We start from the raw sequence: 19379 nt of genomic DNA, 5'->3' as shown, positions 1-19379 counted from the left end.
GGTCCAGTTCGAGGTACCAGGCGTCGTCAGCCAGGGAGTACAACGCGGTGATCGCGTAGTCGCCGCTGGGGTGCGTGACCATCGCTCTCAGGCCTTCGGGTCGATCGGCGGTGTGGTGTGGACCTCGGCGTCCGGGGCCAGCCGCAGGCCGGCCGAGGCGAGGAAGCCGGCGAGGTCGGTCCGGCCGCCGCCGGTCCCTTCGTCCCAGCTGGCCCGGAGCCGCGACTCCTCGCCGTCCCGGGTATCGACGTCCTCGCTCGGGTGCTGCTCGACGGTCCCCTCGCCGTGCCGGTACCGCAGGTACAGGTACTGACCCGTGGTCGTCCAGGCATCCCACTGCGACGGCCAACCCCCGGAGGTCTGCACCACTCGCGCGAGGGTCACATCCTCGTGCACTTCCGCGTCCCTCCCCGTCGAGTACGGACCGTGCGGCCGCTCGGACCGCAGAGACCACGCCGGCCGGGAGGTGCTCCCGTCGCCCGGTCGACGTCGGTCCGCACCCCATCACGAAACGACGAAGGCCCGGGCCGTCGAGACGGTCCGGGCCTTCGTGAAGGCGGAGGATACGAGATTCGAACTCGTGAGGGGTTGCCCCCAACACGCTTTCCAGATGTTCGTCCGGCCGTCCGGGGACGCCCGTAGGGGCCCTGACCTGCGGCTGAGTGGCCCGACAGCTCGGTGGCGAACAGTGCTGGACTGGGGTGAATGAGACCCGAACTGAGACCACCGCCAGGCAACTGCCGCTCCTCAACCGAGCCCGGCAGGCCCCGGAGACGTGCGGGCCTCACCATTGAGGCGCCGACCGGGCCAGCCGGGTGGTGCTGCTCAGACCACTCTGACCGTACCGACCAGGATCCGGTGGTCGGAGCCCATCCCCTCGACATCGGCCACGGTGTGTCGTCGGCCCCTCGGAGTGTCGCCAGGGCACCGAGTCAGGAGAGGCGTCCGGCAAGGGAGGTCCCTGCTTGACCACATTGATCAAAAACAAGTGGTCAAACAGAGACTGGCCCGTGCCCCGTCCTGGATGTCACCGCATCCCTCAGTGTCTTCCCAGCTCAGAGCATCAACGGGGACATCAGGGACACCTTGCGACATGCCGATCCGACAGCCTCGGCGACGCATCATGACGTACCAGCGGGCCGGATCGGCCTGAGCCGTCAATCAACCATTAACGCGCTACGCCTGCCCACGTCGTGTGAGCCCAAGTGCCAGACGGTAGAGATCTGGAACTCGATAGCGCCGCACGTCATCATGAGTTCCCTCATGGATGGCGAGTAGCCCAACTTCCAACGCGAGATCGATTCGACTGAGCGCCGTCTCATCGTTCGCGGCGATGTCTGCCGCATCAATCGGGGTTCGACGCAAGCTGCGCAGCGTCTCAATGAGGCTTTCGAGTTCGGGGAATTCCTCTTGCAGAGCTTGCAGCGCTTCTTCGCTGATCTTGTCCAAGCTGGGCACGAGCGCACGAGGGCGCATGATGCTGCGGTCGTAACTGCTGCGCGCCTCCTCACGTCGCTCCCACTGGACGGCTTCGTGGAAGAGCTGAGAAAGGGATCGGGGACCGTGGTCACCCTGCCCGTCAGCCAGGCGATTCCAGACCCAGTTTCGCGTGAAGGCAGTCTTGCCACCCTTCATGCGCTCTCCGACAAGGAGATTCCAGGCCCGCCTAACTTCCTCATCCCCCCAGTCGTCCACCTTCTCTCCCGCTCGGACTTCCTCAAGCATTTGCCGAAAGGCAGCGCTCCTCGCAGCCTGCTTGAGGACCGTTTTGAAGTAGTCGTTCGGATCGCGCCACATGAGCTGCACGGAACGGCCATAAAGATGACTCTTGTTCTCGAAACGCAGATCCTGCCAGATGTCGAAGCGCAACATGACCTTGAACGGAAGCCGTGGCATTTGGCCCTCAGTCTCGGTCAAGTAGGTCATCAAGCCAGACACGGCACGCGTCCGCCTCTTGCGACTCTCTGCGTCGTTCCCGAAGCCAGTGTCAAGGCCGTCGAAGAGCAGCATGTGCTTTCGAGTGACTTGATCATTGATGTCTCTGAGCCATCGAGAGGCAAGGACCCCGGCCATTTGAGCCTGGGTCATTTGGATGACAACGTCGAGCGTGGAAAGTTCGTCGTAAACACCGCCGAGCAAGTCAGTAGTGAGCCCCAACCTTTCGGGAGGGCTTACGCGCTGCTCCTCCGGCAGTGTGAAATAGGCAGCCAACGCTGTATAGCAGGGCCAGAATGTGGTCCAAGCCGGCTTGCCAGCGAAAGATTCCTCGACGTTTGCCAATGCTTCTGCGCCGAGGCTCCACTTGAGGTTCCGCCTAAAGGCGTGCGGAGAGAATACTGGGATTGGCTCCTCCCCTTCCGCATGCTTCTCCATCAGCCAGCGAAAGACAGCAGTTTTCCCAGTGCCCTTTCTGCCCACGACAAGCGGGAATTTGGAATCCATTGCTTGCTGGACTACTCGCGTGTGAACGAAGTCAGAAAGAAGGCTCTCCTGGTTCTCTGCGGTTCCCGTTGAAAAATCGAGTTCCGCGAGGACATCCCGCTTGTGCTGCCTTCCCGAAACTGACAACATTTCCGCTTGGGGCAGTAGCAGTTCCATCCAGTCCGCGACTGGCTTGTAGGCATCCAGGCTCCCTCCACCGACGGGGACCTTGTCGCGGAAGGCCGTCTCAGGCGAGTAGCCAATGACATGAGTGATTTCGTCTGCTCGCAGTGCATCGAAGCCCGCCGGCCTGCGTGTTTGCGCATCCGCAATCCACTCATCAATCCAGCCGATCGCTCGATCTCGCACTGTTTCGGCCGAGGGCCCCGGAGGCACGGGAGAAACCAGGAACCTGGGCTCCGGTGTGAGACGCAAGTCGGATGTAGACCTTCGGGACTTGGCCGACAGCAAAGATCTCACCAGGAGTTCAGTGCCCCTTTGAGCCTGAGGGTGAGGGAAGAAGCAGATCACTGCAAGATCCGAAACATCGAACAGCAGTGGGGCTGCGACAGGGGAGATGCCGGTGCGCGAGTCGAGAAGAATCAACTCCGGGGCGAGCGATGACGACTTCGCCAGATCAAGGAGCTGGTGCAGCGGATTGTCTGATTCCCTGTACCAAATCTCCGGATCGAGCAGCCGCAAGCGCTCCGCGTAATCACTTCCAAGTCGGCCAGCGGGAAGGCAATAGAGTTCCTGCCCTTCGCTGACGCGTTGTACGTGGTCCCGAATCTCGACTCCTTCCCCTCGCTCGATGGAGAGGAGAAGCGGAAGTACTCCCTGGTCTTCTCCTGGCTCTTCACAGCCAAGGAGTGTGGAAAGTCCGGGGGCTTCCAGGTCCATGTCCACGCACAGAACGCTCCGTCCGCGCTCAGCCAAGATGCGCGCTACTGATGCGAGTGCAGTGGTTCGCCCTACGCCGCCCTTCAGGGAATAGAAGGTGACGACCGTCGGGAGCGAGATATCTTGGTCGAGATCAGTTGCAAACGTGAGTTCTTCGTCACTATGGGGGCTGGAGAGAATTTCTGGCCAAAGTGGCAGTTGTTCAACATGCTCGTTAAATGGTGGGCCATACCACGCTTCTTCGCTCGGCGAGATCAATTCGGCGAGAGAGATCTTGTCTTTGGCGCCAGCAAGTGCGAGTTCCTGCCGCTCAACCTCTGTCAATTCTTCCAGCTCCGGGTGAACCACGCGTACGAGAAAAGCCCCACGGCCATCTGCGGCGATGTGAACTCGCGGCTCGACCATGCCTGAATTCTCTAGATTCTCGACGATCCTCCGGCGAATGTCCTGAATCTGCTCATTGTCGCCGCTCATCGCCGCACTCCTCTATTTCCAGGCCGAGCATACCTAATTCTGCGAGTCACCATTGACGCGAGTTCCTGCGCCCCGCGCAGCAGATCTTCAGCCGAGCTTCCTTCTGGCAGCGCCGCATTGTACCTAAGACTCGTCGTCCAGAGATCCAGAAACTCCCGCTTGTGGCCGGAGAGGTCTTGGCTGCGCAGCCCGGCCGCATCCCAAAGGCCCCGCAGATTATGGCCCTCTGCCCCCGAGCGAGGGAAGGACTTGCCACTCTTCTGGAGCAAAGCCTTGAGTTTGCACTCAACCACGTACCCCGATAGATAGACAGCGCCGCACATGAATCCGTGTTCGCGCAGAAGCTTCGACTCTCGCTGTCTCGCGCGCGCTGCATCATCTAGCAAGTCTGGCCCCCTACTGTGATCTTGGCAGTCTATCCCTCACGCGGAACGGGGAGACGGCCAACACACAGTCCCGCGCCAGCCGCCGCGTCATCGGCTGCCCGACGAACCTATCCGCCTCCTGGAGCTGCACCGCGAGGAGCAGGAGCGGGAACGCGCCTGTGCCGGTCCCAAGTGGCGCGAGAGCGGGTACGTCTTCACCTCGCCCTTTGGTGGGCCGCTGAGCCCAGCACCGACTACGACACCTGGAAGCGCCTCCTGGAGGGCTCCAGGTTCCGGGACGGCCGGTTGGACGACACGCGGCACACCGCGGCTGTTCGTTGACATCGAGCGAAACGTCCTGTGCCCGGTTGCCCAGCGGCGTGTGCGCGTCGCCCTCTCGCAGGGGGCGTAGGCGACCAGCTGGCATCACTGACCATAAGCGCTCAGCGCGAGCTGTGCTGGCGCTCACCGCCCGTAGGACCACGCTTGGCCGGTCTGCCGGTACTGTTCGACGGGGATGGGCTCGACGCCGGCGGCCATGCGTGCGGTGTAGAGCAGGCCGTCGAGGTGATCGATCTCGTGGTGGATCAGGCGGGCGAGTCCGCGTTCGTAGGTGGTGGTGGCCACCTGGCCGTCCAGGGTGGTGGTCTCCACGGTGATCTGCAGTGGCCGGGGGACCAAGCCGCGAACGTTGAAGAACGACAGGCAGCCCTCGAACTGCTCGTCCGTCTCGTCGGAGAGGTCGGTGATCCGCGGGTTCAGCAGGACGATCGCCGGAGCGTCCGGGGCAGCAGGCTGGACGATGGCAGCGGCGCGGCCGATGCCGATCTGCGGTGCGGCGATACCCATGCCCTTGGCGAAAGGGTGGACTTGGCCGATGCGCTCCATCGCGGTGAACAGCTTCTCGATGACCTGCTCGGCGGCCTCGCGCTCGGTCGGAAGGTCGAACGGTCGGGCGGACTCGGCGAGGATGGGCGCGCCCTCCTGGACGACGCCGAGGTCGCGCATCTGCTCGCTGGGCCGCACCTGGATCACCTGAACTCCCCTTGGGTCGTGTCGCGTTCGGGTCGGGCCCCGAACCGCCATTCCAGACGGTACCGGGCGTGGAGGGTCGGCGTGGACGCGCTCCAGGAGAAGACGCGCATCCCCTCCTCCTCTCGCCGGATAGGTGCGGTCCGCAGCGGCGCCGCCTCGGCCGTCATGGACGTCTCCATGCCCCACACCGCTGGGTCGAGGTCGGCTGGGAAGGCGAGTTCGACTTCCAGGTGCTCGGTGGGCAGGCGGACCGCGCGCTGGAACCAGCGGCCCCATTTCTCCTCGCCAACCGAGTAGGCGTACTCGATCCAGACCTCCTCGCCCGGGTAGAGCGGGAAGCGGCCCTGCTCGTTCTCGAACAGCAGCCACACTTCCTTGAACGCGTCCCGGTCGTGCTTGGCCTGCCAGTTCATCGGCTCCCCGCGGCATGTCGCGGTCAGTGCAAGCTCGTCCCAGGTCAGCGGGTGTTCGCGGTAGTGGGCGTTGGAGCGTTCGGGCTCGCCGGGGTAGCGGTCGACGCTGATGCGGATCAAGTAACGGGTGATCGGCTCGCTGCCGGTATTTCGCAGCAGCCGGCGCATCGTCAGCCGGTACTGGCAGCCGTCGAAGTCCAGACGCGCGCCGTCGTGCGCCACGACGATCGCCAAGCCCGTCGCGTACGGCTGCTCGGGCCGCCGCGGTGCCGGTGGGGCCAGGGACGGCGCCGTGCGGGACTTGGCGGCCTCGTACTCCAGCCAGCGCTTCCAGATGGCCTTGCCCGCGTTGAGGATCTCCTCGGCGCGGCGACCGAAGTCCTCGGTCGGCTTCAAGACTCGGCCCGAGGTCACGGCCAAGGTCCGCAAGCTGGAGAAGCTGCGCGACAACGGCACCGTGCCCAAGGCCGGCCAGAAGTGGACGGTCGGCAAGTGGCTGACCCACTGGATCACCGAGATCGTCCCGGGCACCGTCAGCGAGAACACGTACGCCGGATACGAGGTCGCTGTCCGCGTGCACCTCGTCCCCGGCGTCGGCGCGCACCGCCTGGAGAAGCTGGAGCCCGAGCACCTGGAGCGCTTCTACAAGAAGATGCAGGCCGCTGGCAGCGCCGCCGGTACCGCCCACCAGGCCCACCGCACCATCCGTGTCGCCCTCGGTGAGGCCCTGCGGCGCGACCACCTCACCCGCAACGTGGCCACGATCGCCAAGGCCCCGAAGCTCGAAGAGGCGGAGGTCGAGCCGTTCGAGATCGAGGAGGTCCAGGCGCTCATGGACACGGCGCGCAAGCGCCGCAACTCCGCCCGCTGGATCTTCGCGCTCGCCCTCGGCCTGCGTCAGGGCGAGGTGCTCGGGCTCCAGTGGAAGGACGTCGACTTCGCCCGAGGCGTCGCCTGGGTCAAGCGCGGCCGGCTGCGGCCCAAGTACCGGCACGGTTGCGGCGACCGCTGCGGGCGCAAGCCCGGCTTCTGCCCGCAGAAGGAGCCGATCCGGCGCGAGACCAAGGACACCAAGTCCCGGGCCGGGCGACGCGCGGTGCCGCTGCCCGAGCAGCTCGTCGTGATCCTCCGGCAGCACAAGGAGGAGCAGGACCGCGAGCGGGCCCTCGCCCGCGACCTCTGGACGGACAAGGGCTACGTTTTCACCTCGGAGACCGGCGAGCCGCTCAACCCCAGTACCGACTACTACCGCTGGAAGCGGCTCCTGCGCGAGGCCGGCATCCGTGACGGCCGCCTCCACGACGCCCCCACACCGCCTCGACCGTCCTCCTCCTGCTCGGCGTGCCGGAGCGGATCGTGATGGCGATCATGGGCTAGTCCTCGACCTCGATGGCCCAGCGCTACCAGCACGTCACCGCGCCCATGCTCAACGATGTCGGCAAGAAGATCGGCGCGGCTCTGTGGGGCGACGTCGGATCTGGCCCAGACGAGCCCGACGAAGACGCGGCCTGAGCGAGCGTCGGCTCAGATCGCCTGATGCCCGAGGGCCCGACCGCATCGCAGTCGGGCCCTCGGCGCGAGTGACGGCGGCGTCCCGGTCAGCCGACGCTGGGGCTGCGACGTTCAACGAGAGTGGCGTCCCGCCAGGTGCCGTGGTGGCGGCCGATGCCATCGCGAGTGATGGTCGGCCCCGAGACGGCGAACTCCGTCTTGATCTCGCCCATGCACACCGCGCCGGGCCTGTGCCTACGCCGCCCCCGGTGGCCGCTCCGCCTGTTACCGGGATCTCGCCGACGCCGAGACCGTGCTCTCCAGTGAGAGCACCTCCCCTGCGCCCGGCTGGTGCGCCCTACCAACGGGTCGGAGGCGTTCCCGAACTGCTGGAACGCCTCCGAGTGGCCCAACCAGTAGAACTCGATCGTGCTGTTGCTCAGAACGGCGTGCTTCCCCGCCGTCCGAGCCCGAGCTGCCCGCTCGATGTGCACCAGCGACAGCTCGGATCCTGACGAGGATTCTGAAGATCGCGCTGGCGCGTTCGAGGTCGGTGGATGACCGAGGCGTGGTCACCCTCCTCGTCGTGGAGGCCGGCCACCGAGAGTACGAAGTGGTTGACCGCCTCCGCGGCCGCGAGCGTGTTCAGGGTAATTACGCTCGGTGCGGGGACCCCGGGAATGTACTGCGCTGCCTCGCGTTCCTCGGTGGGGTGCATGTCGATGGCCAAGCGGGTCGGATCGACGAGCCGGTTGCACCACAGGCATCCCGAGCCGGGCAGCACGAGGCGAGTGGCGGTGTGGATCTGTCCCACCTCCCCCTGAGGGGTCAGCGGAACCTTGACTCCGACCTGGGTGGCCGGGACGAGGTACTGCTGAACGGCGGCGTTTACCCAATGGCGGGCAGCGTCACCGTCGGCGGCCAGGAAGATCCAGTCGCAGCGAACGAGCTCTTCGAGCGACTCCGGACGCTCCACACGCTGGGCGATCTCGGTCAGGCGGACGTCCGGGTTGGCGCGCCGGGCGTTGCGCGCGGCGAGCTCGGTCTTGAGCCGGCCGATGTCCCCGAGCTCAGAAGCCACGAGCCGGGGAAGGTTCGTTTTCTCGGCGGCCTCGTCGTCGATCAGTACGAGCTCACCCACGCCCAGCCGGGCGAGTTCCTCGACGAGGATGCTGCCGACACCGCCGAGCCCCACGACGGCCACGCGCAACCGACGAAGCGTCTCCTGGCCCAGGTCGCCGAGGAGGCGTGCCTGGCGGTCGTGCAGGGAATCCGGGCACTCTTCCGCTGCCGGTTGGGAGCGCAGCCGCAGCAGGTTCCCGGTCGGGACGATCGTCTCTGCTAGCTCTTCCCGGCGGCCGTCAGGCAGCCAGAGATTTCCGGCTGCGGCTTGGTCGGTGAGTACGAGTGCTCCGACCACCTGGCCGCTGATCTGGCCGAGGCTTGGGTAGCCGCGCTCGTGGCTGGCCAGGTCGATCTCGGAGAAGCCCACGTGGTCGCGTCCGAGGTGGGCGTGAACAGCGATGTACGCCAGCCCCTCGTCCCGGGCCCTGATCACCGCGTCGCGGACGAAGGTCGGGGCGAGAGCCCGGTGGCCGAACTCGCCGGGGACGTAGTCCGTGCCCTCGTCGGCGAGGATCAGCTCGCGGGCGAGTAGCCGGGGTCCGCGCGGCCCGTCGGCGCGGCCGGCGAGAAGGACAGCGCCGCGGGCGGCGGACCCAAGGACGTGATCCGACAGACGGTCCCAGATCTTGGGCGGAATGGTGAGGCTCCAACCCGTGGCGGGCGGGTTCACTGGTCGGCGAGCCACTGGCGGATCCTCTCGGCCTTGAGTGCGGCGCTGTCGATGTTCGGGTCGCGGCGGTTCGAGCGCCTCGAGATCTGCAGGGCCGGCCTGTCCCGCCACGTGACCGACTGGATGGCCTGCCCGTGGCCTCCTCCGTCCGTGCGGGCGAGCGGACCGACGTAGTGCGGGTAGACATCGGCGTCCGGGTACGCCGCGCTGATCTGGAAGCCCAGCCAGGTCGTCGACGGCACGTAGGCCGCTCCGATCTCGACCCCCTCCACGATGACGTAGACCCCGCCGGAGCCGTCCGGGACCACCTCGACCGGATGACCGGCGAACTGGGCGCGGACGGCCTCGACGGCTTCGGCGATTGCCGGAGTCGGGGAGGTCACGAGTTGTCGTCCGGCGGTACGGCGAGGAACTCCTGGTGGGTGTGGACGCGGATCGGCTCATCGTCGTCCACGACCTCGTACCGGCCATGGCTGCGCTTGACCGAGAGCTGGAAGCCCACGTCGATCGGCAGGCCCTGCGAGAGCGCGGCCTGCTTGATCTCCAGGCCGGTCACCTCGCGGTCCGGCAGCGTTACGTCCTGGTTGTTGACCTTCACGGTGACCCTGACGTGCTGGTGGGGGTCCGTCTTGGTGGTCGTGTCGATGGGGGTTTCCATCGGGCACCTCTTTCCGATCTTGATGGTGTTGTTCCTGGGACTGCTCGGGCACCCGGCATGGACGTGTCGAGATGGCGTAACTGTTTGAGATATCGAACATCTCTCGAGGATCAAGGTAAGCCGTGGTGTTTGAGATGTCAAACACTGATAGAAAGGAGGTAGGGGAACAGAGACCGAGGAGGAGGGCGATGGCCCGGACGAAGGTGAACGTGGCCGCCCTCTACGCGGCGCTGGACGCCGCAAGGGCGTCGAGGGACCTTTCGTGGAGGCAGCTGGCTGTTCAGGTGGGCGTCAGCCCGTCGACCATGACGCGGTTGGCCAATGGCAACCGTCCGGACGTGGACGCGTTTGCCGCGCTGGTGAGCTGGCTCGGCGAGCCGGCCGAGAGCTTCATGGTGGACGAGGGCGTCCGACCGGGTGAAGTCCCCGAACAACCTGAGCTTCTTGTGCAGCTTGCCCCGCTACTGCGAGCTCGCTCCGACTTGGGCGAGGCAGATGTGAAGCACTTGGAAGAGCTGATCGGGGCGGCCGTGCGTCGGTTTGCCGCCGACCGAGAGTCCGGTTCGAGGTGAGGCGTGGGGCAGCGATGGACGAAGAAGGCGCTGGAAGACCTGGCTCTGGAAGAGCGGGCCCGCATCCAGGTCGGGCTTCATCAGCCCATCGATCTTGCTCGCCTCGCGGATGAGTACGGCATCCCGGTCTACCCGCTGAGCGAGCTCGGCGACTCGGGTTGCCCGGCGGAGACTCTGGAGTACTTTGCCAGCGAGCGCGCGGGCACCTGGTCTGCGGCTCTAGTTCCGGTAGGTACAGCGCGCTTCATCGTTGAGAACAGCTCGCACAATGCGCAGCGTCGCCGGTCGAACGTCGCGCACGAGATGGCACACCTACTGCTGGAGCACGAGTTCAGCAGTGTCGTGTTCACCGACGGGGGGTGCCGGAACCTGGACCCGGTCGTGAAGACGCAGGAGGCGCAGGCCCTCGCGCTGTCGGGCGAACTTCTGGTTCCTATGAAGGCTGCCATCGAGGTGGCCTTCAGGGACTGGACCGACGAGCAGGTGGCGACGCGGTTCGATGTGAGCATCGAGTTCGCGCGTATGCGCATGAACGCGTCCGGTGCGCGGACGATCGTGTCCCGTGCCCGGGCCAAGCAACGCCGCTCCGGAGCGGGGTAGCAGGCGGCGGCTCGGCCACGGGGGTCCAAAAATCGGAACTGAGACCAGGGCACGAAGAAGGCCCCGACCGGGAACCCGGTCGGGGCCTTCAACTGCCTTGCTAGGCAAAGGCGGAGGATACGAGATTCGAACTCGTGAGGGGTTGCCCCCAACACGCTTTCCAAGCGTGCGCCCTAGGCCTCTAGGCGAATCCTCCGAGGGAGAGCTTAGTACATGTTTCGGGGTGGTCGCGACCACCTGTCTCGCAGGCAGGAGGGTGGGGGTGGCCTGTGGATCGTCGGGCCCGGGATCCGGTAGTGTGGGGGTCAGCCCCTCGTGTGGCGTCATCTCTCTGAACCCCCCCAGGGCCGGAAGGCAGCAAGGGTAGGAGGGCTCTGGCGGGTGCGCGGGGGGTCTTTGCGTTCCCGGGGCCGGCGGGGGTGAGGGGCGACGCGTTTGTCGGTCCGTCCCGATATCGTCGGTGGTGTGTCCCTAGCCCTGTACCGCCGCTATCGCCCCGAGACCTTCGCGGAGGTCATCGGGCAGGAGCACGTGACCGCTCCGCTCCAGCAGGCCCTGCGCAACAACAGGGTCAACCACGCGTACCTGTTCAGCGGGCCGCGCGGCTGTGGCAAGACGACGAGCGCGCGCATCCTGGCCCGTTGCCTCAACTGTGAGCAGGGGCCGACGCCGACGCCCTGCGGGGAGTGCCAGTCCTGCCGGGACCTCGCGACCGGCGGGCCCGGGTCGATCGACGTGATCGAGATCGACGCCGCCTCGCACGGTGGTGTGGACGACGCCCGTGAGCTGCGCGAGCGGGCGTTCTTCGCGCCGGTGCACAGCCGCTACAAGATCTTCATCCTGGACGAGGCCCACATGGTGACCTCGGCGGGCTTCAACGCGCTGCTCAAGGTGGTGGAGGAGCCGCCGGAGCACCTCAAGTTCATCTTCGCGACCACCGAGCCGGAGAAGGTGATCGGGACGATCCGGTCCCGGACGCACCACTACCCGTTCCGGCTGGTCCCGCCCGGCACGCTGCGCGACTACCTGGCGGAGGTGTGCGGCCGGGAGGGGATCCAGGTCGAGGACGCCGTGTTCCCGCTGGTGGTGCGGGCGGGGGCCGGGTCGGTGCGTGACTCGATGTCGGTCATGGACCAGCTGCTGGCCGGGGCCGCCGAGGGCGGCGTCACGTACCAGATGGCCACGGCGCTGCTCGGGTACACCGACTCCGCGCTGCTGGACGAGGTGGTGGACGCCTTCGCCGCGCACGACGGGGCGACGGTGTTCCAGGTGATCGACCGGGTGGTCGAGGGCGGGCACGACCCGCGCCGCTTCGTCACCGACCTGCTGGAGCGGCTGCGCGACCTGGTGATCCTGGCCACCGTGCCGGACGCGGGGGAGAAGGGGCTGATCGACGCCCCGGCCGACCGGGTCGCGGTGATGCAGGCCCAGGCGGACGCGTTCGGCGCGGCCGAGCTGAGCCGGGCCGCGGACCTCGTCAACACCGGGCTGACGGAGATGCGCGGCAACGCGGCGCCCAGGCTGCAGCTGGAGCTGATCTGCGCCCGGGTGATGCTGCCGGGCGCGTACAGCGACGAGCTGTCGTTGCAGGCGCGGCTGGACAAGCTGGAGCGACGGGCGGCCGCGGGCGGGTTCGCCGCGTCGATGGGCGCCCCCGTGGGCCTGCCGACGGCGGCGCCGGTGACGGCTCCGGCGGCTGTTCCGACGGCGGGCACCCCGGTCGCCGAGGTGCCCGTGGCGCCCGCGCCGGTACAGGCCGCCCCCGTACAGGCCGCCCCCGTGCAGGCCGCCCCGGTCCAGGCCCCGCCGCCGGCTGCCGCGCCCGCCGGGCCGGCGCCGGGGGCCTGGCCGATCCCGCGCAGCTTCCCGCCCGCCGGCGGCGCAGCCGGGGCTCCTGCGGCGCCTGCCGCGGCGCCGTCGCCGGCCGCCCAGGCCCAGGCCCCGGTGCCGCCGCCCACCCCCGCCCCCGCTCCCGTCCCCGCGCCGGCCGCCCCGGCGGTGGCTCCCGGCGGGCAGCCGTCGGCGTCCGCGCAGCAGGGCGCCGCGCAGGTCCGGCAGCTGTGGCCGCAGATCCTGGAGGCGGTGAAGAACCGCCGCCGCTTCACCTGGATCCTGCTCAGCCAGAACGGCCAGGTGGCCGGTTTCGACGGCAGCGTGCTCCAGGTGTCCTTCATCAACGCCGGCGCCCGGGACAGCTTCGTCGGCAGCAACAGCGAGGACGTGCTGCGCGCCGCGCTGTCCGACGCGCTGGGCGTGGACTGGCGGATCGAGTGCATCATCGACCCGTCCGGCGGCACCGCGGGCCCGGGCGGCAGCGCGCCGGGCGGCCCCCAGGGCGGCGCTCCGCAGGGCGGCGGGGGCTGGGGAGCCCCGGCGCGTCCGGTGGCGGCCGCGCCGTCGGCGCCCGCCCCCGTGCCGGCGTCCGTGCAGGCTCCGCCGGTCCAGAGCGCCCCGCCCGTCCAGGCCGCGCCGGCGCCCGTCCAGGCTCCCCCCGTGCGGACCGCTCCGGTGCAGGCCCCGCCGCCCGCCGCGGTGCCGTCCGGGCCGGTGCGGTCGGTGGCCCCGGAGGACGACATCCCGGAGGCGGACGACCCGGACCTCAAGGAGGACGTGTTCTCCGGCCAGGAGCTGATCATCCGCGAGCTGGGGGCGACGGTGCTGGAGGAGATCCACCACCAGGGCTCCTGAGCCGGGCCCCGGCAGCGGTCAGGGGGCCCGGCGGCCCCGGCGGTCCCTGAGTCGACCCTGATCCGGGCCCTCCCCGGGGCCCGGACCGGCGGGCAGCACGTAGGCTCGGCGGTGACGGACGAAGCAGGGCACGACAGCCGTGACAGCAAGGAGACAGCCGTGTTCCCCGGTGGTGGCCAGCCCAACATGCAGCAGCTGCTGAAGCAGGCGCAGAAGATGCAGCAGGATTTCGCGAAGGCCCAGCAGGAGCTGGCCGAGACCAAGGTGAACGGCACGGCGGGCGGCGGCCTGGTCGAGGCGACGGTGACGGGCGCCGGTGAGCTGGTGGCGCTGACCATCGCCCCGGCCGCCGTGGACCCGGAGGACACCGAGACCCTGGCCGACCTGGTCCTGGCGGCCGTCCGGGACGCCACCCAGACCGCGCAGAAGATGCAGGCCGAGCGGATGGGCCCGCTGACCCAGGGCCTGGGCGGCGGCATCCCCGGGCTGCCGTTCTAAGGGCGGTCCCACGTTCGGAAGGTCTGAAGTTCAGACGACCGACCCATGTGATTTATCTGGGAGTCGGGCGTCGGGCGCTGTGTCCGACGCCCGATTCGTTGGATGATGGCACCGGAGCACCACCGGCCGTCCGGCACACCAGCCGTCCGGTACCCGGTCTCCGGCACCACCCACCGGCCATCCGCTACCACCGGCCATCCGGCACCACCGGCCATCCGGCACCACCGGCCGTCCGGCAGCACCGCCGGACACCCGGCACCCCAGCCGTACGGCGCCTCCGGCCGCCGTCCGGCACCACCGACCATCCGAGGGAAGGCGCGACGTTGTACGAGGGCGTGGTTCAGGACCTGATCGACGAACTGGGCAGGCTGCCCGGCGTCGGGCCCAAGAGCGCCCAGCGGATCGCCTTCCACGTGTTGCAGGCCGACCCGACGGACGTGCGCCGGCTCGCGCACGCGCTGCTGGAGGTCAAGGACAAGGTCCGCTTCTGCGTGGTCTGCGGCAACGTCGCCGAGGCCGAGCAGTGCCGGGTCTGCCTGGACCCGCGCCGCGACCTCGCCGTCATCTGCGTGGTCGAGGAGCCCAAGGACGTCGTCGCCATCGAGCGCACCCGCGAGTTCCGCGGCCGCTACCACGTGCTGGGCGGCGCGATCAGCCCCATCGAGGGCGTCGGCCCGGACGATCTGCGCATCCGCGAGCTGCTGTCGCGCCTCGCGGACGGCACGGTCACCGAGCTGATCCTGGCCACCGACCCCAACCTGGAGGGGGAGGCGACCGCCACCTACCTGGCCCGGCTCTGCAAGCCGATGGGCCTGAAGGTGACCCGTCTGGCGAGCGGCCTGCCCGTCGGCGGGGATCTGGAGTACGCGGACGAGGTCACCCTCGGCCGCGCCTTCGAAGGGAGACGACTGCTCGATGTCTGACCGGACGATCAACCAGCAGCCCCACACCCCCCACCAGCTGTCCCACGGGGAAACGGGGGCGCACGCCCCGCACACCCACGGCCACGGTTCGGAGCCGGACGACTTCGCCGTGCAGATCGCCGACTCGGTGGAGAGCTTCGTGCTCGCCGTCACCGAGGTCGCCAAGGGCGACGAGCCCGGAAGCGCGGTCTCGCTGCTGCTCCTGGAGGTCTCGCAGCTGCTGCTGGCCGGCGGCCGGCTGGGTGCGATCGAGGACGTCGTCCCGGAGGACCGCTTCGAACCCGACGCCGGTCCCGAGCCGGACGGCGAGCAGCTGCGCGAGCGCCTCGCCGAGCTGCTCGCGCCGATCGACGTCTACCACGAGGTCTTCGACCCGTACGGCCCGCCGGAGAAGCCCAACGCCTTCCGGATCTCGGACGACCTGGCCGGAGTGGTCAGCGAGCTCCAGCACGGCCTGACCCACTACCGCGAGGGCCGGGTCAGCGAGGCGCTGTGGTGGTGGCAGTTCTCGTACCTCTCCAACTGGGGCACGACCTGCACGGCGGTGCTGCGGGCCCTGCAGTCGCTGATCGCGCACGTCCGGCTGGACAGCCCGATCGGCGCGGTGCCGGACGGCGCGGACACGGACGACGACGGGCTCACCGACGAGCAGCTGGAGCAGCAGGCGGGCGACCTGATGGCGGCCGAGCTCGGCCTGGGACGGTAAGGCCGAGGCGAGGACGAGGGGCCCCACGGCAGCCCCCGGGCGCGGTGGTCCCCACAGCAAGCCCCGGGCGCGGTGGTCCCCCACGGCAGCCCCCGGGCGCGGTGGTCCCCCGGTCGGCGGGTCCCCGCCCTGCCGGTAGGCGGAATTCCGGGATTGGCCCCCGGAATGTGACGAATGCCTCAGCGGCCCGCCCGGAAAAGGAAATCCGACCGGACCGCCGTCCCCCGATCCGGCGATTCTCCGGAGCGGTGCCGAATCGCCCGCAGACCTGACGGCGGGGCCGCCCGGACGGCCGCTCACGTGCTGAAACGACCGTCTCACCATATGGAAAGCGCCGGTCGGGGCACCCCTGCTCGGTAGACTGACGACGACCGCACCCCCCTCTCCCCAGGGGGGTACGGGGGCCCGTAGCCCCCGGAAAAGACTTCGAGTCGAGGAGCGCACGTGGGCCTTGTCGTGCAGAAGTACGGCGGCTCATCCGTTGCGGATGCCGAAGGCATCAAGCGCGTGGCCCGCCGAATCGTTGATGCCAAGAAGGCCGGCCATGAGGTCGTCGTCGTGGTGTCCGCGATGGGCGACACGACGGACGAGCTCATCGAACTCGCCGAGCAGGTGTCACCACTGCCTGCCGGCCGTGAGTTCGACATGCTGCTGACCGCTGGAGAGCGCATCTCCATGGCGCTGCTGGCGATGGCGATCAAATCCCTGGGGCACGAGGCGCAGTCCTTCACGGGCAGCCAGGCCGGTGTGATCACCGACTCCGTGCACAACAAGGCGCGCATCATCGACGTGACGCCCGGGCGCATCCGCACCGCCCTGGACCAGGGCAACATCGCGATCGTGGCCGGCTTCCAGGGCGTCTCCCAGACCAGCAAGGACATCACCACGCTGGGCCGGGGCGGCTCGGACACCACCGCGGTGGCGCTCGCCGCCGCGCTCAAGGCCGAGGTCTGCGAGATCTACACCGACGTGGACGGCGTGTTCACCGCCGACCCGCGCGTGGTGAAGAAGGCCCGCAAGATCGACTGGATCGCCTACGAGGACATGCTGGAGCTGGCCTCGTCGGGATCCAAGGTGCTGCTCGATCGGTGTGTTGAGTACGCCCGTCGCTACAACATCCCGATTCACGTACGCTCGTCCTTCTCGGGTCTTCCCGGGACGATCGTCAGCAACGACAACCCGAACAAGCCCGAAGGGGGCGAGATGGAGCAGGCCATCATCTCCGGAGTCGCCCACGACACCTCCGAGGCCAAGGTCACCGTCGTCGGCGTGCCCGACAAGCCGGGCGAGGCCGCGCGCATCTTCCGCGCCATCGCCGACGCCGAGGTGAACATCGACATGGTGGTGCAGAACGTCTCCGCCGCGTCGACCGGCCTGACCGACATCTCCTTCACCCTGCCCAAGGCCGAGGGCCAGAAGGCCATCGACGCGCTGGGCCGGGTCAAGGAGGGCATCGGCTACGAGTCGCTGCGCTACGACGACGCGATCGGCAAGATCTCGCTGGTCGGCGCCGGCATGCGCTCCAACCCGGGTGTCACGGCGACCTTCTTCGAGGCGCTGTCCGCCGCGGGCGTCAACATCGAGCTGATCTCCACCTCGGAGATCCGCATCTCGGTGGTCACCCGCGCCGACGACGTCCCGGAGGCCGTCCGCGCCGTGCACAGCGCCTTCGGCCTGGACAGCGAGAGCGACGAGGCCGTCGTCTACGGCGGCACCGGGCGATGACGCGGGAGCGGAGCGGGAGCCCCGGGCGATGACCCGGGCACCGGGCCGGGACGCCGGGCGGTGACCCGGCGTCCGAACCTCGCCGTCGTCGGTGCCACCGGCGCGGTCGGCGAGGTGCTGCTCGGGCTGCTCTCCCTCCGCCAGGACGTCTGGGGCGAGGTCCGGCTCGTCGCCTCCCCGCGTTCGGCCGGCCGTACGGCGGTGGTGCGCGGGGAGGCCGTCGGGGTCGTCCCGCTGGCGGAGGAGGCCTTCGTGGGGGTCGACGTCGCCGTGTTCGCCGTCCCCGGCCCGGTCTGCGCCCAGTGGGCGCCGATCGCGGCGGCCAAGGGCGTCGTGGTGGTCGACGGCTCGGCCGCCTTCCGCACCGCCGAGGACGTGCCGCTGGTCGTCCCGGAGGTCAACGCGGCCGCGCTGCGGATCCGCCCGCGCGGCATCGTCGCCAGCCCGGCCGGGACCACCCTCGCGATGGTCGCCGCGCTCGGCGCGCTGCACGCGGAGTACGGGCTGGAGCAGCTCGTGGTCGCCTCCTACCAGGCCGCCGGCGGCGAGGGCCGCGACGGCGAGGCGGCGCTGGGCGCGCAGACCGGGCTGGTGGCGGGCACCGCGGTCGGCCGGCAGACCGGCGACCTGCGCGCGCTGGTCGAGGACCCGGGGCCGTTCGCCGCCCCGCTCGCGCTCAACGCGGTGCCCTGGACCGGCGGGCTGCGCGAGGGCGGCTGGTCCGCCGAGGAGGCGGGCATCCGCGAGGAGTCCCGCAAGGTGCTCGGCCTGCCCGGCCTGAAGGTCTCGGCGACCTGCGTCCACATCCCCGTCGTCCGCACCCACGCGCTGGCCGTGCACGCGCGGTTCGAACGCGAGGTCACCCAGGAGCACGCGCAGGACATCCTGCGGGACGCGCCCGGCGTGGTCCTCTACGACGACCCGGCGGCGGGCGAGTTCCCGACGCCGAACGACGTGGTCGGGACGGACCCGGTCTGGGTCGGGCGGGTCCGGCGGGCACTGGACGAGCCGGAGGCCCTGGACCTCTTCCTGTGCGGGGACAACCTGCGCAAGGGGTCGGCGCTCAACCTGCTGCAGCTGGCCGAGCTGGTGGCGGCGGAGCTGACGGCGGGGGAGCCGGCGGAGGACGAAGGGCCGGTCGCGGCCGACGGGCCGTCCGAGTAGCGCCTGACCTGCGGATCCCTGTCGGGCACGCGGCGCCGGGCCCTTCCGGCGCTTTCCGATGTGCCCGCTTGTGTCCGGAGCTGTGTCCATACCTGTGTCCGCTCCTCGACACAATCTGTCCGGAATCCCGTGGGAATCCCCTGGAGGCCCCTTCCACCGATGCGGAAGAATGGCCCCCGGGCCGGGCAACCATGACAGGGGATCGAGTGTCCAACGTGCGTGGCGAACGTGATGGTGGGGGCAAGGGCGGGGATCCCGGCGAGAGCCGCGGTGTCCTTCCCGTCGCGCGCCCCGTGGCCTGCGAGTAGGCCGGAAGAAGACCAGATGACGGCGGCCGCACCCGGTGCGGCGGACTCCGGTGCCGGTACCGACGCGGGTACCAGCGAGGACCTGCTCACCGAGACCTACCAGGCGCACTACCGCTCGCTGCTGCGGCTCGCGGCGCTGCTCCTGGACGACCTCTCGACCTGCGAGGACGTCGTCCAGGAGGCGTTCATCCGGGTGCACGCCGCCCGGCGCCGGGTGCGCGAGCCCGAGAAGACCCTGGCCTACCTGCGGCAGACGGTCGTCAACCTGTCCCGCTCCACGCTGCGTCGCCGCATCCTCGGGCTGCGGCTCCTGCCGAAGCCCATGCCTGACATGGCCAGTGCAGAAGAAGGTGCTTACGATGCCCTGGAGCGCGACCAGTTGAAGGCCGCGCTGCGTGGTCTGCAACGCCGTCAGCGGGAGGTTCTGGTGCTGCGTTACTTCGTGGACATGACGGAGGCGCAGGTCGCCGAGACCCTGGGCATCTCGCTCGGTTCGGTGAAGGCCTACGGCTCGCGCGGGCTCGCCGCCCTCCGCGTCCAGATGGAGGCCGGGCATGGCTGAGGCGGACGGCGGCCGGCGGCGGGCGGAGGAGGGCGCCTCGGGTAAGGGCCTGCCCGGGGCCGAGCGGCGTGAGGCGTCCCG

The 19379-nt window shown here is 69.1% G+C and carries 19 protein-coding genes, 1 tRNA gene and 1 other RNA gene; 12 read left to right on the top strand and 9 right to left on the bottom strand.

All coding sequences use genetic code 11. The features are described 5' to 3' along the window. Positions 1 to 87: 87 nt before the first annotated feature. The 5 genes from ACH5AR_RS32410 to ACH5AR_RS32390 all read right to left on the bottom strand — a co-directional run bounded on the left by ACH5AR_RS32410 (position 88) and on the right by ACH5AR_RS32390 (position 6004). Positions 88 to 369 (bottom strand): hypothetical protein, encoded by a 282-nt coding sequence (locus tag ACH5AR_RS32410; protein ID WP_396305101.1) that lies wholly within the window; start codon positions 367 to 369, stop codon positions 88 to 90. 807 nt (positions 370 to 1176) lie between these two features. Continuing rightward, complete coding sequence (locus tag ACH5AR_RS32405) at positions 1177 to 3795, bottom strand: tyrosine-protein kinase family protein (protein ID WP_396305100.1); 2619 nt, start codon at positions 3793 to 3795, stop codon at positions 1177 to 1179. Continuing rightward, the gene (locus ACH5AR_RS32400) at positions 3792 to 4181 is read right to left on the bottom strand and encodes a HEPN domain-containing protein (RefSeq protein WP_396305099.1); all 390 of its coding nucleotides are present in this window, start codon (positions 4179 to 4181) and stop codon (positions 3792 to 3794) included. Before ACH5AR_RS32400 ends, ACH5AR_RS32405 begins: the two co-directional genes overlap by 4 nt. A gap of 444 nt (positions 4182 to 4625) precedes the next feature. After that, positions 4626 to 5195, bottom strand: a complete 570-nt coding sequence (locus ACH5AR_RS32395) for a peptide deformylase (protein WP_396305098.1) — start codon at positions 5193 to 5195, stop codon at positions 4626 to 4628. Beyond that, complete coding sequence (locus tag ACH5AR_RS32390; RefSeq protein ID WP_396305097.1) at positions 5192 to 6004, bottom strand: XRE family transcriptional regulator; 813 nt, start codon at positions 6002 to 6004, stop codon at positions 5192 to 5194. The genes ACH5AR_RS32395 and ACH5AR_RS32390 overlap by 4 nt, the downstream gene beginning before the upstream one ends. Between ACH5AR_RS32390 and ACH5AR_RS32385 the strand changes: the two genes are divergently transcribed. Beyond that, complete coding sequence (locus ACH5AR_RS32385) at positions 5958 to 6968, top strand: tyrosine-type recombinase/integrase (protein ID WP_396305096.1); 1011 nt, start codon at positions 5958 to 5960, stop codon at positions 6966 to 6968. The genes ACH5AR_RS32390 and ACH5AR_RS32385 overlap by 47 nt on opposite strands. A 29-nt stretch (positions 6969 to 6997) precedes the next feature. After that, positions 6998 to 7120, top strand: coding sequence for a hypothetical protein (locus ACH5AR_RS32380; RefSeq protein ID WP_396305095.1), 123 nt, complete (start codon positions 6998 to 7000; stop codon positions 7118 to 7120). Positions 7121 to 7538: 418 nt separating this feature from the next. Here ACH5AR_RS32380 and ACH5AR_RS32375 read toward each other — a convergent pair whose 3' ends face one another. Genes ACH5AR_RS32375 through ACH5AR_RS32365 form a run of 3 tightly spaced genes read right to left on the bottom strand, consistent with a single transcriptional unit; the run spans position 7539 to position 9552 of the window. Further along, complete coding sequence (locus tag ACH5AR_RS32375) at positions 7539 to 8894, bottom strand: ThiF family adenylyltransferase (RefSeq protein ID WP_396305094.1); 1356 nt, start codon at positions 8892 to 8894, stop codon at positions 7539 to 7541. Beyond that, a complete protein-coding gene (locus ACH5AR_RS32370; protein ID WP_396305093.1) occupies positions 8891 to 9277 on the bottom strand; it encodes a hypothetical protein in 387 nt (128 codons plus the stop codon). The genes ACH5AR_RS32375 and ACH5AR_RS32370 overlap by 4 nt, the downstream gene beginning before the upstream one ends. Continuing rightward, a complete protein-coding gene (locus tag ACH5AR_RS32365; RefSeq protein WP_396305092.1) occupies positions 9274 to 9552 on the bottom strand; it encodes a multiubiquitin domain-containing protein in 279 nt (92 codons plus the stop codon). Before ACH5AR_RS32365 ends, ACH5AR_RS32370 begins: the two co-directional genes overlap by 4 nt. A 122-nt stretch (positions 9553 to 9674) precedes the next feature. Between ACH5AR_RS32365 and ACH5AR_RS32360 the strand changes: the two genes are divergently transcribed. After that, positions 9675 to 10124, top strand: coding sequence for a helix-turn-helix domain-containing protein (locus tag ACH5AR_RS32360; protein WP_396305091.1), 450 nt, complete (start codon positions 9675 to 9677; stop codon positions 10122 to 10124). 3 nt (positions 10125 to 10127) lie between these two features. After that, positions 10128 to 10724: an ImmA/IrrE family metallo-endopeptidase gene (locus ACH5AR_RS32355; protein WP_396305090.1), complete on the top strand. Its 597-nt coding sequence runs from the start codon at positions 10128 to 10130 to the stop codon at positions 10722 to 10724. A gap of 111 nt (positions 10725 to 10835) precedes the next feature. Here the strand turns inward: ACH5AR_RS32355 and ACH5AR_RS32350 are convergent. Beyond that, positions 10836 to 10920 (bottom strand) — tRNA-Ser (locus tag ACH5AR_RS32350). A 111-nt stretch (positions 10921 to 11031) separates the two neighbouring features. Here ACH5AR_RS32350 and ffs point away from each other — a divergent pair. The 8 genes from ffs to ACH5AR_RS32310 all read left to right on the top strand — a co-directional run bounded on the left by ffs (position 11032) and on the right by ACH5AR_RS32310 (position 19298). Beyond that, positions 11032 to 11122, top strand: an RNA gene (ffs, locus tag ACH5AR_RS32345) — signal recognition particle sRNA small type. A gap of 67 nt (positions 11123 to 11189) precedes the next feature. Then, a complete protein-coding gene (locus tag ACH5AR_RS32340; protein WP_396305089.1) occupies positions 11190 to 13412 on the top strand; it encodes a DNA polymerase III subunit gamma and tau in 2223 nt (740 codons plus the stop codon). Positions 13413 to 13571: 159 nt separating this feature from the next. Beyond that, positions 13572 to 13910 carry a YbaB/EbfC family nucleoid-associated protein gene (locus tag ACH5AR_RS32335; protein WP_396305088.1) on the top strand — a complete coding sequence of 113 codons (339 nt, stop codon included), beginning with the start codon at positions 13572 to 13574 and terminating at the stop codon, positions 13908 to 13910. A 323-nt stretch (positions 13911 to 14233) separates the two neighbouring features. Next, the gene (gene recR, locus ACH5AR_RS32330; RefSeq protein ID WP_350575393.1) at positions 14234 to 14833 is read left to right on the top strand and encodes a recombination mediator RecR; all 600 of its coding nucleotides are present in this window, start codon (positions 14234 to 14236) and stop codon (positions 14831 to 14833) included. Beyond that, positions 14826 to 15539, top strand: a complete 714-nt coding sequence (locus ACH5AR_RS32325; protein ID WP_396305087.1) for a DUF5063 domain-containing protein — start codon at positions 14826 to 14828, stop codon at positions 15537 to 15539. Before recR ends, ACH5AR_RS32325 begins: the two co-directional genes overlap by 8 nt. Before the next feature lie 444 nt (positions 15540 to 15983). After that, entirely contained in the window at positions 15984 to 17264 is a 1281-nt protein-coding gene (locus ACH5AR_RS32320) for an aspartate kinase (protein ID WP_396305086.1), read from the top strand. A 60-nt stretch (positions 17265 to 17324) separates the two neighbouring features. Beyond that, positions 17325 to 18428, top strand: a complete 1104-nt coding sequence (locus tag ACH5AR_RS32315) for an aspartate-semialdehyde dehydrogenase (protein ID WP_396305085.1) — start codon at positions 17325 to 17327, stop codon at positions 18426 to 18428. A 324-nt stretch (positions 18429 to 18752) separates the two neighbouring features. After that, entirely contained in the window at positions 18753 to 19298 is a 546-nt protein-coding gene (locus ACH5AR_RS32310) for a SigE family RNA polymerase sigma factor (RefSeq protein WP_350517356.1), read from the top strand. Positions 19299 to 19379: the final 81 nt, after the last annotated feature.

It is taken from the genome of Kitasatospora sp. NPDC018619 (assembly GCF_044391605.1).
In the GTDB taxonomy this organism is placed as follows: domain Bacteria; phylum Actinomycetota; class Actinomycetes; order Streptomycetales; family Streptomycetaceae; genus Kitasatospora.
This window is presented reverse-complemented; position numbering and strand designations above follow the sequence as displayed.

Bases quoted from the DNA above. Each gene is read 5' to 3' on its own strand.
- ACH5AR_RS32405 (WP_396305100.1), bottom strand. From the start codon at position 3,795: ATGAGCGGCGACAATGAGCAGATTCAGGACATTCGCCGGAGGATCGTC.
- ACH5AR_RS32380 (WP_396305095.1), top strand. From the start codon at position 6,998: ATGGCCCAGCGCTACCAGCACGTCACCGCGCCCATGCTCAACGATGTC.
- ACH5AR_RS32365 (WP_396305092.1), bottom strand. From the start codon at position 9,552: ATGGAAACCCCCATCGACACGACCACCAAGACGGACCCCCACCAGCAC.
- ACH5AR_RS32325 (WP_396305087.1), top strand. From the start codon at position 14,826: ATGTCTGACCGGACGATCAACCAGCAGCCCCACACCCCCCACCAGCTG.
- ACH5AR_RS32310 (WP_350517356.1), top strand. From the start codon at position 18,753: ATGACGGCGGCCGCACCCGGTGCGGCGGACTCCGGTGCCGGTACCGAC.